We start from the raw sequence: 15353 nt of genomic DNA on the forward strand, positions 1-15353 counted from the left end.
GGTAGTTGACCTTGATAATAAGTCAAATGTTTTTACTAATGTGGTGGGTTTAGCTTTTGGTTGGAAAGTAAGGCAAGCTGGGCAACTTGCCTTATGGTTGAGCATGGGGCTCTGCGTTAGCTAAAAGACCAGAGGAGGGAAGCTGAAACCTAACTTGGTATAAGCAAATAACTGCATAAATAGGTTTTTAGAATCGTATGCTTGCGCCAACAAAGTAACGGGTACCAAACTCATCTACGCTATGAACAATATTGCCTGCTTTTGGTTGACGTAAGACGAGGGCTTCATTTAATAGGTTTGCTGCTTCAAGGGTGATATCTAGATAATCTGTGGCATGCCAAACAATGGATGCATCTAATTGATCGTATGGGTCGTTCATACTGTCTAGGCTACTACCGTTATATTGTCGAACCCAGTCATCGCGGTAGTTGTAGGCTAGACGCGCACTGAACATATCATTTTCGTAGTAACCAGATAGGTTAAATGAGTTTTGTGAAACTTCCTCAATTGGAACTTCTTCTCCCGCTGAATTTGTACGGCTACTGTCTGTGTAGGTGTAGTTTGCTTGTATACCAAAGCCATTATCAAAGTCTTGCTGATATTGCAGTTCTATGCCTCGAACATCTGCTGTACCGACATTTCTTGAACGCGTTACAAGACATTCAGGGCCACAGCCTGGATAGTTTTCTTTTACTGTGGTTTGCTCAATATAATCACTTATATTCTTGATGAAGAATGTTGCACCGATAATTGAAGAGGGACTGAAATACCACTCAACACCCATGTCATACTGATCTGATTTATAAGGGTCTAGCTCTGGGCTACCTACATTGGCAGTTTGAAAGCTTTGTGAAATGATATCGGCAACTTTCATATCGTCATAATCAGGACGTGATATTGCAGAGCCTGCTGCAAAACGGAAAATCATATCTTCTGATAAATCAACCGCCAAATTTAAACTAGGTAAGTAGTTGCTGTAGTTTTTACTGATTTTGTCAGGCTCGCCATTTATACTGCCGGTTGAGAGGATATCTGTATCGACATAACGTAAGCCGATGTTACCTCTAAAGCCTTCACCAGAAAAATTAGTTTTCACGTAGGCGGCAGTGATGTCTTCTTCAATTGAGAATGCATCTTTTACTGTAATTTCAGAAGGCTTGTTTTTGTGTGCGTAATCCCAGATAGCGGTGCTAGCAACAGGGAATGCTGACAAACTACCTGCTCGACCTTCAGCGCTGTGTAAGCCAGATACAAAACCGCCATTAAAATCAGCTAAAGTTAAGTTGTCAGCTTGTGCCGCTACTACATCTAAATCTTGGAAATCACCTTGCGATGAAAACACCTGCTCTTGGATCTTTATACCTGCTTGAACAGATGTGAATAATCCCGATTCAAGTTGAAAGGTAAAGTCAGCCTGTGCATAGTCAATAGTATTGTCTCGCTTGTAGTTGATGTATGTGAACTCTTGGAATAGTGCAAAATTGTTATGATCTTTCATGTAGTCTGGGTTCGTAGGCACCAACTCTAATGGGCCTGCAACATCAAAGCTGAAACTCGAGTTTGCTGTATCTGTAATATCGCCCCACCAAGTACTTGATTGTAAAGTACGGCCTTTAGCATCAGAACGACCAACTACAAAGTCAGCAGACCAAATGTCCGCATTGTAGTTAAGTGAAAAGTTAAGGGCATCGGTTTGCATTTTCGGAGTTCGTAATACGGTGTTATTAAACAAAGGAGCTGGGCCTGGGCCTGATGCAAGTGACGTTGCTGCAGTGACAATACCTTGGTCATTAACCACAACAGAGTCACCTTGCATTTGACCAAATCCCACAATGGCAAATTGAGCAGAGTTTACATGGCTGTTTTCAAGTTCAAACAAGTTGTAATTTAAATCCATACTCAACGCATCACTAGGAGCATATTGTAGAGTAATTTGTGAGCTGCTACGCTCTCTATCTTCATCAAATAGAATTGATGACATTGCCCCATATGATTGACGTTCGACACCATTTGTATCAACAAATGTGGCATTACCCGCTGGGCCAAAGTTTGATAACGTTTCACGATATACTTTTGACTCTTCGTTTGAGTAAGCGACTAAAATACCGAAGTTTTCGTTGTCATTTTTCCAACTAACAAGACCAGAGTATGCAGGAGACCAAGTTTCAGCGTTGGCGTGATAGCTGTTTTCAACAGAGGCGTATACGGTGCCACTATCTAGGTTAAGCGGTTTTCTTGTTTTTAGGTTAACAGTACCACCCATTGCGCCTTCATTGATGTCAGCTTCTGCTGATTTGTATAAATCCATTCCAGAGATTTGCTCTGCTGCGAGCATCTCAAAGTTGAAGCTACGATTCATACCGCCTAAGTCAAACCAACCAACACTGGCAACATTTTGTCCATTAAGTAACACCATGCTTTGTTCTGGTGCAGTACCACGTACTGTTACGCCCGCAACCTCGCCAAAAGTACGCACTACCGTAACGCCAGGGATGCGCTGCATAGCATCACCAATATTTTTATCTGGAAACTTACCAATGTCTTCTGCTGAAATTGAATCAACAACAGAGTCTGCGAAGCGCTTGGTGTTTAATGCTTCAGTAAGGCTACGACGAATACCACGGACTTCAATGGTTTCCATTTCCTTGTTTTCTTGCGCTTGAGTTTCATTCTGTTGAGCGTAGGTTGATAATGAAGTGCTTGATAGTGCTGTCATAATGCATAGCGTTAAATAATGAGTTTTTAAAGCCGCGGTGGTTTTCATTTGTTTACCCCTTTGTTGTTATCATTATGTTTAATAAAATTGATTTACTAATTATTTATTAAATCATTTTGACTAATTGTCAAGTTTAATTTGGTTGTTTTATGAGCGTGTTAAAGCAGCTTTGCAATTATTTCAGCACTAATAGCTCGGCTAGAGTATGCGCAAATATAGGTTTTTAAACGTGGGTGATTAGCAAGTTCGTAATCAGAGCGCATCCCAATGACTACAAGTTGATCTGGCCACTTTTCAACGGCCATTTTGAGTATGTTTTGTTGGTCTAAAACATCGAATGACTCGCCTGGCAAAGGATAATCTTCGGTTACTAGTACTAATGGTTCTTTAAGCCGAAACTCTTCACTATTAAGCGCAGCCAGTAGTTGTTGATAACTGAGAAGAGTATGTGGTGTATTTCGCTGTTTTAGTGTATTTACTATGACATGTTGAGCAGATAAGGGATCGTTAGGACCAATCCCTCTGTCATTAGTTATTTTATCGTAACCTTGCGGGTTCGCTGCAAAAGCTAAGGTAAATTGGTGTTTGTCGAGTGGCCAAAGTCCATTTTCATTTCTCAGCACTTTTATCGCTTTCTCTGCTGCAAGTTTTGCAATATCTGAGGCTTTATTAACTAGGCTATATGGCGTTCTAATTGCATCTGCAAAGTGCGTATATTTAAACACTAATATGTGTTGAAGCCTGTCATTAATCACGGTTTCACATAACTCGTTATTGTTAACGGCGTCGATAACACCTTGAATCGTGGCAGCTTGAATTTCTTTGTAGGGAGTTGTACTGTTTTCGTAATGTTCTTCACTTAACATGACAATATGAGCCCCTGCCTTAAGTGCCTTTATTGCGGCCTCGCTTGGCTCATAATTACGCCTCATAGACCACATATTCATGCTGTCTGTAATAATAAGCCCTTTAAAGCCTAATTGTTTCTGTAGAATATCCTGCAAAATTATCTTTGATAATGTGGCTGGGTTGTCGGGGTCTATTTGCGGGTAGCAAATATGGCTTGTCATTATAAGCCCAACACCTTGTTCAATAGCGGCTTTAAATGGTACTAGATCTTGCTGCATGAGTGCGGTAAAAGATTTATCCACAGAAGGTAAAGTTTGATGCGAGTCACTGTGTGTATCTCCATGACCTGGAAAATGCTTTGCACAACAGAGATTACCTGACTTATTTGCCCCTTCAACTGCTGCACCGACATGTTGAGCAACCGCCACGGGCTCCTCCCCAAAAGAGCGCAAACCAATAATCGGGTTATTAGGGTTTGCATTAACATCTGCACAAGGCGAGAGTAGAGTGTTGTAGCCAATGTGCTGCATTTGTTCCCCATACACTTGATACATGTCAGCTGTTAATGAGCGGTCATTTACCTGCCCAAGCGCAAGGTTTCCGGGGCCTAAATCTGTATAGTGTGTAAGTATGCCCCAGGCACCTTCTTGATCGACTGCAAGTAACAATGGGACATCACATGCTCTTAAAGCAGCTTCCTGCTGCAACATAGCAGCCATATTGGTTGCTTCTTTTTGATTGGCAGCGTTGTCATCTGTGATATAAAAACCACCAACATGAAACTGTTTGACTAATGTTTTTGCGTAATCGTAGTCTTTTCCTGCAAATGCGAGTAAAAACAGTTGGCCAACTTTTTCGGCTAAGGGAAGTGTGTCGATTAACTGGGCTACTTTTTTTTCTATACTCATTCTCATACTCCTTTATGCCGCTGTTTTAGCGCCTGTGATTAAGCTTACTAAGTCTTCTTTAGTTACCTCTGAAACTGCAACATCGGCGACTGATCGACCTTGGTAAAGTACAACAGCTCTGTCGCATGTTTCGACGACATGCTGCATATTATGACTGATCAGTAATACGGCAACACCTTGCGAACTGATGAGGTTAATAAGCTCGTTGACTTGAGCACTTTGTTCCACACCTAAAGCGGCTGTTGGTTCGTCCATGATAACGATATCAGCTCCCCAGTTTACTGCTCGTGCAATAGCAACTGCTTGACGCTGGCCTCCCGATAAACGGTAAATTTGTTCTTCGAAGCTCGGAATACGGCTATTAAGCCGGTTTAATGCTTTCTTGGTTTTTTTCTCCATCGCTTTTTTATCTAGCCAGCCAAGTTTGCGAAGAATTGGGTTTTTGTGTTTTATTTCACGATTAAGGAATAAGTTTTCCGTAATATTAAACTCAGGCACCATAGCTAAGTCTTGGAAAACAGTTTCGATTCCAACGTTTCGTGCATCAAGAGGGGAGTTAATATTGACCTCATGACCATTGACAATAATCTCTCCTTCGTCAGGGCTATGAATGCCTGAAACGCAGCGAACTAACGTTGATTTACCTGCGCCGTTGTCTCCAAGTAAACCAACAACTTCGCCTTTATTAATGGTAAAATTAACTCCTTGAAGTGCGTGAACACCGCCAAAACTTTTTCTAATGTTTCGAACTTCTAAGGCGACTTGATCGAGTGCTGTTCTAACCATTTTTTAACTCCTTGACGCCAATAGCTACGGCAATAACTAAAATTACACCGCGTGCAATCATTTGTTCATTGGTTGAAAAACCAGAAAGAATAAGTCCATTATTGATCATGCCCATTAACCAAGAGCCTAAAATTGCGCCAATTATGCAAGCGCGCCCACCAAAAAGACTGGTTCCGCCAATAGCTACGGCGGCAATAACCGTTAATAAGTCTGTTTCACCGAGTGTGTAACGTGCGCCATGTAAGCGACCTGCATATAACAGACCTGCAAGGGCAGCGGCTAAAGAAGATATAACCAATGCATAAAGTCGAATTCGGGTTACTTTAATGCCCATAGCAAGTGCTGCTTTTGGACTACCGCCTACAGCAAGCAAGTGGCGACCAAAAGAAAGCTTAGTTAAAACTACATAGGCAATAACTGCGATAACAAGGGTCCAAATAAGCAAAGATGGCACACCAAATAGCTCGCCGGCACCAAAAAAAGCGGTAAAAGTTTGGTCAATAATTGGCACAGACTCTAAATTAGTAATTTGTCTTGCAACGCCAGTGATTACACCCATAGTTCCTAAGGTAATAAGCAAAGACGAGACCTGTAAACGCTCGATTAGTAAGCCGTTAATCAGACCTACAATCAGCCCTACGCTTAAGGCGCCAACTACCGCAAGAGGAATACCAACATGCTGTAGTAAAATTGCACCAACTAAGGCCGACAGTGCGACGACAGCGCCTATTGATAAATCAATGTGTCCAACAGCTAACGCAAATGTTAGTCCAATTGCCATAATAGTGACGGGGGCTGTTTGTCTTACGATATTCATGAAGTTAGTTAGGCTAAAGAAGCCACTGTCATGAAGCGTCACAGTAAATAACAGCATCACGGTTAGAAATATGTAGTAAATAAAGAACTCTCGCTTTAACGCAAGCCCCTTTATTTGATCAAGTGTTAGTTGATTTATGCTCATGTCATTCCTTATTGTTTTAATGCTAAATCAAGTAGTTTAGGCAGCGGTGCTTTGAATGCTTTGTGCCAAATTGAGGCTATATTTTCGTGGGTTACCGAATCGAAAGGGACCAGAGTAAATTCAGGTGCTTGAATACCAATTTCGGCACCTGCAGCAATGCGAGCCATGGTCTTACCAATGTCGTATGGGCGGTCTGAAATCGTGCCGTATAAGTTGCCATTCATGGCCATATCAAGCAGGTTATTTACTCCCAAATCGTGAGTGACTACTTTTATATCTTTACGGCCAATTGAGCGCAGTGTTTCAATTACACCTTCTGCGGCAGTATCCCATGACACATAAATAGTATCTATTTCAGGGTGTTGTAACAGCATTGCTGCGGCAATATTGCTGGTTTCATGTTCCTTTACAAAGCCTTTCTCACTAATCACTTTAATATTGCTGTAACGTGTTAAAGCTTTTCGAAAGGCTTGATCGCGATTGTTGGTTATAAAATAGTTAGCATCATGGAAAATGATCCCTATTTTCCCTGTGTCATTTGATGCCTGTGCAACAAGCGTTGCGGCAGCTTCGCCCATACCAAACATATCATCAGTGACAATTCCGGCGAAGTCTTTGTTATGTTGGAAGCCAGGGATAGGGTTACTTAATAAGACGAGTTTAGCGCCACCAGCGAGTATTTTTTGATAACTTAACTTTGTGCTTATGCCATCAATACTCAGAGATAAAACTAAGTCAGGCTCTAATGCTGAAATGTTCTCTAAATCAGCTACTTGTTTTGCAGGGTCATATTGCGCATCTGTCTGAGCAATGACCCTCACGCCTAGTTTTTTAAATTCATCTTCTGCACCTCGGCTAACAGCATTGATCCAAGGGCTCGCGCCGTGCCAAACGAGAGCAGCAGTGAGCTTTTTATCTTTTATTGTGTTTATTTGCTCAGGTGAGAGGCTGATATCGCTAGAGTTAGCGGCTTTTGACCAGTCTATCTCTTGTATATTTTTCGCAGATAAAGAGAAGCTGTAAGAGCAAAGTATATATAAAAGGCTCAAAAAGACGATGTTTGCAGATTTTAATGCGCTATGATTTTTGTTTTTTCTAGTTGTAGACATATTAAACAGTCCTGTTTAATTCATGCATTTTTACTTAATAGTAATAACTTACTGTAACTATATGTAATTGTTAGGTAAGCTGGTTTTGTTATGTAAGGGTAAAGTAAAAATAACATTTCTTAATTGTTTTATTTATAATCATATTTGTCTATGAATATAAATATGTCAAATGTTTTTACTAATTAATTTTTATTCGGTTTCCTGCTACGATGGCTTAAACTGCGTAAGATGTTATAAAAGATGTAAAAAGGTGGGCTTAAAGTGAAAGGATCTAACGCAAAGCAAAATAAAGCGATAAATTTGCGTCTTGTGCTCTCGCAAATTGTTACTCAAGGCCCCGTTTCTCGTGTGGAAATAGCGCGAAATACGCAGCTGACAAAGCAAACAATCACCAACATGGTTGAAGAGCTCTTAGCTGCAAAACTAGTAGAAGAAGTAGGGATTAAAAAAGCAGAAGGAGCAGGAAAACCCTCTAAAATGCTTGTCCTTAATAAAAAAGCAGCTTACACAATAGCGATAAGAGTCGCTAATAACGAGTTAGAGGTAGGTCTTTTTTACCTCAATGGCGAGCAAATAAATCGGTTACATACACTCGTTGAATCAGAAAACCTACTAGACAAAACTGCCTACTTAGTTGATACGTTAGTTCAAGTCGATGATATCGATAAATCATTGATTCTAGGTGCTGGTTTGTCTGTAGAAACGAGTGATGATAGCGCAATAAATGGTTATACATTTAATAAACAGTTGCAGCACAAGCTCGCTAATAAATTACAATTACCCATCGCCTTAGAGACGTCAGCGTCTGCTTGTGCGGCATACCATATGTTATTTGGTGAAGCTCAGCAATTACATAACTTTATTTTTATCCACTTAGGCTTAAGAGTCGAATCGGCAGTCGTTTATGACAGACAAATTCTGCTGGGGCAAAATGGCTTAACTGGAGCACTTGGCGATATTTTTGTTACGCCAGAAACTGATGAAAAAACAGCTGAGCTTGGACGTTTAAATGACTTTGCGTCAATGGCGTCTTTAAGAACGATGTTAAATCTAAATGGGGTAACTCAAGAAGAGCTTATAGCTCATTGTGCTGTTAGTAAGCAGTTAGATCTGTGGGTAGAGCAAGCTTCAGAGCCTCTTCGTATTGCAATTCATACCCTTGAATCTCTTTTAAATACGCAAACTATCATTATGGGTGGTGATGTGAATGAAATTTTATTAGAGAAATTAATTAAGCAGTTACGTCCTTTTATACCTTCTATCTCGCAATATGGAGACAGAGAGGTTGTTAGGCTTATAAAAACCCCGGATGTAGCTAATATCACTATAAAAGGGTTAGCTGTTCTCCCTCTGCACGCCGCATTGAGTCGTAAGAATATGCAAACACTCCATATTCCGTTAGAGCTTGGTTACACCGAGCTTCAGCAATTAGTGTTTCTCTCTGAGTGATAATGAGTAAGTTGTTTTAGTGTCTAGATAATTTTAGAAAGGCTAGAACATTCGATTGATTTATGAGGATTAAAAGTAGGTTCTATTTTCACTTTTCGTTCATTCACTGGTCACTAAGCTTTAAATTTTTAAAGAAGCTACTGCAATGAAAACATGTTTAGTTTTAGCCTTATTATTTTGCTCTGGGTCAGTTCTGGCTAATAGCGTCTGTGGTGGAACGACTGCCAATGGCTATGTACGTAATGCAGTAAAACTACCAAGCAAAGGTGATAACTTTACCAGTTACAGCAAAGTAGCAGAGCTGGCAGGGCGTACGTATGTTCATTCGCAGGTAAAAAACATCATTGTTGATGCCTACCAAGCGCTCCAGAAATCCCATCCAGATAAACGATACAAATACGCTGAAACGGGCTTAGAAAATGGCGGGAAATTTAGCCCGCATAAAACTCATCAAAATGGTTTGTCGGTTGATTTTATGACACCTGTTATTAACGAAAAGGGGCAATCAGTTCATTTGCCTACACATGTGTTTAATCGTTTTGGCTACGATATTGAATTTGATAAACAAGGTCAGTTTGAACAGTTTAAGATTGATTATACCGCTTTAGCGGCTCATATTGTTGAGCTGCATAAATCGGCTACAGCAAAAGGTTACGATCTTTGGCGCGTGATCTTTGACCCAAGCCTGCAAGCTGGGCTTTATAAAGCCAAGTATGCCGACTATTTAAAAGAGCATATTCAGTTTTCGACTAAACCATCCTGGGTGCGACATGATGAGCATTACCATGTTGATTTTTTAGTGCCGTGTGAAAAATAGTCTTCAATTCATTACGGTTAGAATTGTTAATTAGATTATACGGTTTTAGTGAACAAGCAGCTGAAAGCTGATAAAGTACGTTGCGCAAAACATGGATGTTTCAACTTGTGCCACTTTTAAGTAAGTCCCTCACGTTTTCTTTAAGAAAAATAGAATCATGCCTCTGTTTGTATTTAATATGCTTAAAGCCTCACTATGCACATAGCTTAAGCATTTTAATTTAGAATTTACTATTAAATATAGAATTTAAAAATATGAAAAAACTAATACAAATCTTTGCTATTTTATTCTTTGTATCAACTTTATCTGCTTGTATGACAACTTATAACCCTGTTCTTCAAGGATATCAGGGCGAAACAGCAACTATAGATGACACCTTCAGAACCATGGCAACTAGTACAGGTCGCTTCTTTTACTTGAGTAAAGTGAATGGTAAAGATGTCAATAACGCTATTAGGGCAACAAACCAAGCTACTTATGGACAAGGTATGGTTCTGTCACCAGTGGGGTTTAGTCGAAAAGTACCAGCAGAGGAAATGACACTAACACTAGTAGCGCAGGTCCATCATGCCGCACCTATTAACTATATGTTTAACTCAGGAACGAATTACATTGTTACAGGTGATGTATCTTTTATTCCAGAAGCAGGGCAAAGCTATCTAGTAAAGGGGTATTTGAGTAGTGACTTTTCTTCTGTGTGGCTTGTAAATAGCGCTGGTGAGCAAGTATCTGATGCTGTGGTTTTAAAAGGTGATCCTGATAAGAATGCAGCTGTAATTGCCAAATTAGTTAAGGGCAAAGTTGTACTTCCCGAGCCGCCAAAAACGCAAGCGACTATTAAAAAGCAGGTTGCTATCACAACAGAGTCATTTGATAACCCATTGTTTTTTCTTGAGCAGGGGCTGAGCGCAGAAGCTATTATTAAGAAGTTAGGTGAGCCTGATCATATTCGTTATGTTGAAAAAGGCTTTTTTAATAACCAGCCTGAAATGCAGATATTTCATTTTACAGATCTTGGCAGTGTTCAAATGGTTAAGTCACCTGCAGATGGGCAGTTTTATTCAAAGTTAACTTATAATGTTAATAGCCAAGAACATTATCAGTTTGTTGATGTAGTGAACCAAGCTGATGGTACCGAAACTCAAATCCTTGGTAAGAAATTTTATAATATCGGTGTTTACAAAGAGCAATACCTAGACGCATTAGCAAATAAGCTCTGGCAAAATAAATATACTGTCGATGGGCGTATGCTAGATGGTGTCGCGTACTATTGTAAAATTATTGCCAATGCACAAACGATGCGTTATCAAGCTATGCTAAAAAGCCTTGTTGCAGATAAAGATGTTCCTTCAAAGTTACGTCGTCATTGTAAAGCGGCCAAAAAAGACATAGACAAATTAAAGCTCGCAACTGTTGAGCAGTTTGAATTTATGTAGCTTAGAACCAAGCCAATTCACTTAGTCAAGTGAATTGGTATTTCAATCTTAATAATCATTTAAAACAAACTAAACATCACTGAAGCGATTAATAGTATTGCCATTAGGTAGTTAAATGCTTTTAAGCGCTTTGGGCTGGCAAGCCAGTGTTGAAGCTTTTCGCCAAGTAGAGTCCACGAGCTGACACATGGCAGGTTAATTAAACCAAATACGAGGCTTACGATTAACACTGAGGTGAGGTTTTTGTCTGGGGCATATAAGCTTACCGCGCTTAATGCCATTGCCCACGCTTTTGGGTTTACCCATTGAAATAGTGCAGCCTGAATAAAAGTAAACGGCTTACTCTCACTACTGGCTTTTTGTTGTGCGTTACTTGTGGCAATTTTAAACGCCAGATAGAGTAAGTAAGCAATACAAAATACCTTTAATATCAAGTAGCTTGGTGGAAACAAGTCAAATAGCTGCATGATGCCAAGGCCGACTAAAACTAACATCAACATAAAGCCAAACGTTACGCCAAGTAAGTGTGGTGTGGTTCTTTTAAAGCCAAAGTTAGCACCTGAGCTCATCAACATTAAATTATTTGGCCCAGGGGTAATTGATGATACCAAAGCAAATAATGCCAAGGCTGTTAAAATTTCAAAACTCATCGCTATCTCTCCATTTGAATTAAGATGCAATTATAAGTTGTAATGCGCGCAATTTTTGCGCTTAATGTTGTTGTGTATATTTAAAGTTCACAATCAAAAATGAAAAAAGATAAAATTAACGACAGAATATTGCATGAGCTTAAACGCAATGGCCGAATTGCTAATGCCGAGCTGGCAGATAAAGTGGGTTTATCGCCATCGGCATGTCTTCGTAGAGTGCAAGAGCTAGAAAAGCTTGGGGTTATTGCGGGGTATCGGGCGGTTATTAATAATCAGGCTGTTGGCCTTGGGTTTATCGCTTATGTTGGGGTTGGTTTAAATGAGCACTCAACCGTCTCTCAGCGAGCATTCGAACACGCTCTTGAGTTTATTGATGAAGTAAAAGAGTGCCACAATGTAACTGGCTCGTTTGAATATTTGTTGAGAGTTGAGACGGCGGATCTCAAGTCCTATAAAGCATTTCATGCAGATGTACTTGGCTCAATCCCACAAGTACGAACTATTACAACTCATGTAGTGATGGAATCGCCGAAGGATGAACGCGCTTAGTAAATAGGTTTAGAGCCTTTATATAGAAAACGTTTGGAAAAAGGCATTAGCAAGCGCTAGTGCCTTTTTTGTTTAACGGGCAGTTAGCGCAATAATCAGCGGCTACAAGTTGGTAGTGTAAGCAGCAGGTTTTACGCATAAATGTCAGCTTATTGTTTTGATCACTAAAGCGATGTTTACCACATAGCTTTTGCCATGGTTGAAAACGCTTTGCTATAAATTTTATCGATTTGTCTGGCCAGCAAGCGATTAACGCTGCGTGGAAAGTATCACTTTGTAAACGTTTTAATAATCCTTTATTTAGCCTGTATTGCAATGGCACGTTATTATACCAAGCTTGCTGGTGGTCAAATAAATGATTGGCTGCCAGTTCAATCAAATCTGCATTATTAAAAGAGTCTTGTTGAGCCATGATATTTAAATTAGCCAAACCATAAATATGTGAGCCTGTTACCCGCTGCTTAATATTGACCAGATCAGGAATGCAACCAAGCTGCTCTACACAGGCTACTAATAAGTAAATAACTTGCCAGCTCAGTTGTAAATAGAGGTTGATTGCGACATATCCCTCAGTAACATTTGCTCCTCTTAATTTTATAGCGTTAGCTAAATCGGTTAATTGCTTGCTAGTTAAACATTGACTGCTAAACCATTGTTCATCGATTGTTGGAGTTAAGAACGTCAGCAGTGAGCACTGCTGACGTAAGGCTAACTCAAGCTTATTATGCTGTTGTGTTTGCAAGTGCATATTGCGCCAATGGGTTTTGTAAATCACCTGCATACTGCAAGCTTGAAGCTGGGTCGGTAATATCAACCATTTGTTGATTATTACGCAGCTGTAAGCGGTTTAAGCATGACAATGGGAATGACTCAGCAAATAAATCATGCTCAGCAAACTTGTCTTTTAGCGCTGGGTGGCTCGCCTGATACTGAACAATTGTATCGGCGACGGCTTGCCAAAATTGTTGTTCGGTCAAAAGGCCATCAGTTACTAAAATTGCCGAAAGGTAGCGGAAGAAGCAATCGAAAATGTCAGTAAAAATAGACAACACGGCAACGCCTTCTGGAATGGTTACCTTAATCCGCTTTATTTCATCATTCAGTTTGATATTACTATTTAATAAGGCAATTTCTTCACCAATGTCTTTAATGAATACCCCTACCGGAACATGATTGTTAAATCGAATGATGAGGTTTTCACCATGTGGCATAAAGACTAAATCATACTGGTAAAAACAATGTAGCAATGGTGTCATATAAGCCTGTAAGTAGTGGGCTAGCCACTTATCAGCACTAAGCCCCGATTTGGCAATTTTAGCACTTACAAATGAACGGCCTTCGCTATCGATATGAAGCAGACTTGCCATAGTGGCAAGGCTTTCATTCTCGTCCATATATTGAGCAGGATTTTCACGCCAAAGAGCCGCCATCATTTTCTTATAAGGGTTATCGCCAAGCGCTGGATGAGTGTAATACTGCTCATCAAAGCCAAGGGTTGCGACTTCTCTTAAAGGTTGAAACTTCAGAGATTTTAAATAGCTATCTTGGTTTACTAAGTCGAACAACCATTGATTTATTGCCGGAGTTACTTTCATATAGGCGCTCGATAAGCCCCGCATAAAGCCCATATTTAAAATCGATAAGGCGGTTTTAACATAGCATTTGTGTGGCTTGCTGATGTTATACAGGGTACGAATTGATTGCTGAGGTAAATAACTATCTTGCGAGTAGCCTAAACAGACAATATGTTTTTGCGAGATGTGATAGCTATAAACATGGACTAATTTATTAAACCACTGCCATGGGTGCATAGGGAATAACAGATAGTCACTTGGCTTTAAACCCTGCTCAGTTAGTGCTTTTTCAAAGCGTAAACGCTCAGCTAAATCAAGCTCATCGGCAATCAAGCTCTCGTATTTATAATCATGGGTACTTTTAAAGGTGGTGTGCTGTTTGTGACACGCAAGCCATATAATTTGAAATGGGTTTGCGGCTTCCGGCGTATATTGGTGAAAATCTTGTGAGTTAAAACCAATCCGGCCATTGTTGGCAATAAAGCTTGGGTGACCCATGGTCATTTGGGTTTCGATCACTTGAAAGTCTGCGTCTGCTAATTGCTGAGCGCTATAGCGATTATTTTTAAATTTAAATGCAAAGCCACTGAGTGTGCTCGCGAGTTCTTCGAGATAGGTGCCAAGCATTGATTTATCTATGTTTAATTTGTCATTACACTCAAGCACAAACGCAATAGCATCTAATGGTTGACTGTGATCAAGCGCCATTTTAGTAATGCTACTTGGCTCAACTTGTAGGTGATTAAGCAGCATTGATTCACCTTTAAACTGATAGCTTTGCCCACCCATGGTATGCAACACGTAATGGTTAGATTTTTCACTGTCGTAGCTAAACAGTCGTTCGTGATAAAACTCACTGAGCATTTTGGCAATCAGTAAACGGTTTGCGTATTGCCAAGCCTGTTGGTCTAGGTGCGAAGTACTGCTAGAGGGCGTGGATTGTTGCACTGCAGGCCCTTGCTGTGAAGTGTCGAAGCGAGACGAAAGATGCTGTAAGTAATTAAAATGATCTTTTTCTAAACTACCAAGTAATGCGGTTTTCTCACCCAATTTGATAACTTTATGATGGCTGAAACCTGCCTTTAAGTTAAGACGATGAATTTTATGATTGGCTACATCTGGCTCCACAATCACTCGCTCACAGGCGAGGGTATTAAACATAAACTCTAACACCGACTGCATAACAGCAAGACTAAACCCTGCCACAGAGAACTGCTTTGGAGCGAGTAAAATATGCATGCCTAAATCGCCGTTTTTAAGCGCTAGGTGGTTCTCAAGTTTTAGTATGTGTGGTTGGTAAATCTCAATTAAAGCAATGGGTGTTTGGTTTATTTCAAGCAAATAGGCTTGTTGAGCCTCATCTTTATTGAGTGTTGTATAAAACTCTAAAATTTCTTCGGGTGAATGTTCCATTGCTCCCCAAAACTGAGCTTGGGGGTGTTTAAGCCAAGGGGTAATCGTCGTTAGATCGTGTTCAGGGTTTAATGTTCTGATTTTTACATCACCAAGCAAAGCGTGCTTAATATGAGTTTCAGTAATATTTTTCATA

At 40.1% G+C, this 15353-nt stretch carries 12 protein-coding genes; 4 read left to right on the top strand and 8 right to left on the bottom strand.

What is annotated here, in order from left to right; all coding sequences use genetic code 11:
- Window positions 1-187: 187 nt before the first annotated feature.
- The 5 genes from NO991_RS10685 to NO991_RS10705 form a co-directional block, all read right to left on the bottom strand.
- A complete protein-coding gene (locus NO991_RS10685) occupies window positions 188-2764 on the bottom strand; it encodes a TonB-dependent receptor (protein WP_300358268.1) in 2577 nt (858 codons plus the stop codon).
- Window positions 2765-2874: 110 nt separating this feature from the next.
- Window positions 2875-4473, bottom strand: a complete 1599-nt coding sequence (locus NO991_RS10690) for a glycoside hydrolase family 3 protein (RefSeq protein ID WP_300358266.1) — start codon at window positions 4471-4473, stop codon at window positions 2875-2877.
- Window positions 4474-4485: 12 nt separating this feature from the next.
- Window positions 4486-5259 (bottom strand): ATP-binding cassette domain-containing protein, encoded by a 774-nt coding sequence (locus NO991_RS10695; RefSeq protein WP_300358264.1) that lies wholly within the window; start codon window positions 5257-5259, stop codon window positions 4486-4488.
- Window positions 5252-6220: an ABC transporter permease gene (locus NO991_RS10700; protein WP_300358262.1), complete on the bottom strand. Its 969-nt coding sequence runs from the start codon at window positions 6218-6220 to the stop codon at window positions 5252-5254. Before NO991_RS10700 ends, NO991_RS10695 begins: the two co-directional genes overlap by 8 nt.
- 8 nt (window positions 6221-6228) lie before the next feature.
- On the bottom strand, window positions 6229-7329 hold the full coding sequence (locus NO991_RS10705; RefSeq protein WP_300358260.1) for a substrate-binding domain-containing protein: 1101 nt from the start codon (window positions 7327-7329) through the stop codon (window positions 6229-6231).
- Window positions 7330-7590: 261 nt separating this feature from the next.
- Between NO991_RS10705 and NO991_RS10710 the strand changes: the two genes are divergently transcribed.
- The 3 genes from NO991_RS10710 (at window position 7591) to NO991_RS10720 (ending at window position 11031) form a co-directional block, all read left to right on the top strand.
- Window positions 7591-8778: an ROK family transcriptional regulator gene (locus NO991_RS10710; protein ID WP_209326664.1), complete on the top strand. Its 1188-nt coding sequence runs from the start codon at window positions 7591-7593 to the stop codon at window positions 8776-8778.
- Window positions 8779-8923: 145 nt separating this feature from the next.
- A complete protein-coding gene (locus NO991_RS10715; protein WP_300358258.1) occupies window positions 8924-9595 on the top strand; it encodes a penicillin-insensitive murein endopeptidase in 672 nt (223 codons plus the stop codon).
- Window positions 9596-9849: 254 nt separating this feature from the next.
- Complete coding sequence (locus tag NO991_RS10720) at window positions 9850-11031, top strand: hypothetical protein (RefSeq protein ID WP_371352003.1); 1182 nt, start codon at window positions 9850-9852, stop codon at window positions 11029-11031.
- Window positions 11032-11090: 59 nt separating this feature from the next.
- On the opposite strand, the gene NO991_RS10725 is transcribed toward NO991_RS10720, so the two are convergent.
- On the bottom strand, window positions 11091-11681 hold the full coding sequence (locus NO991_RS10725) for a LysE family translocator (RefSeq protein WP_194442755.1): 591 nt from the start codon (window positions 11679-11681) through the stop codon (window positions 11091-11093).
- 99 nt (window positions 11682-11780) lie between these two features.
- Here NO991_RS10725 and NO991_RS10730 point away from each other — a divergent pair, with 99 nt between their 5' ends.
- A complete protein-coding gene (locus tag NO991_RS10730) occupies window positions 11781-12230 on the top strand; it encodes an Lrp/AsnC family transcriptional regulator (protein ID WP_054551870.1) in 450 nt (149 codons plus the stop codon).
- A gap of 46 nt (window positions 12231-12276) precedes the next feature.
- Here the strand turns inward: NO991_RS10730 and NO991_RS10735 are convergent, their stop codons facing one another.
- Window positions 12277-12978, bottom strand: a complete 702-nt coding sequence (locus NO991_RS10735; RefSeq protein ID WP_300358253.1) for a (2Fe-2S)-binding protein — start codon at window positions 12976-12978, stop codon at window positions 12277-12279.
- Window positions 12953-15352: a GNAT family N-acetyltransferase gene (locus NO991_RS10740; protein ID WP_300358251.1), complete on the bottom strand. Its 2400-nt coding sequence runs from the start codon at window positions 15350-15352 to the stop codon at window positions 12953-12955. Before NO991_RS10740 ends, NO991_RS10735 begins: the two co-directional genes overlap by 26 nt.
- Window position 15353 lies beyond the last annotated feature (1 nt).

Origin of the sequence: Pseudoalteromonas sp. DY56-GL22, from assembly GCF_041414715.1 — a bacterium.
In the GTDB taxonomy this organism is placed as follows: domain Bacteria; phylum Pseudomonadota; class Gammaproteobacteria; order Enterobacterales; family Alteromonadaceae; genus Pseudoalteromonas; species Pseudoalteromonas simplex.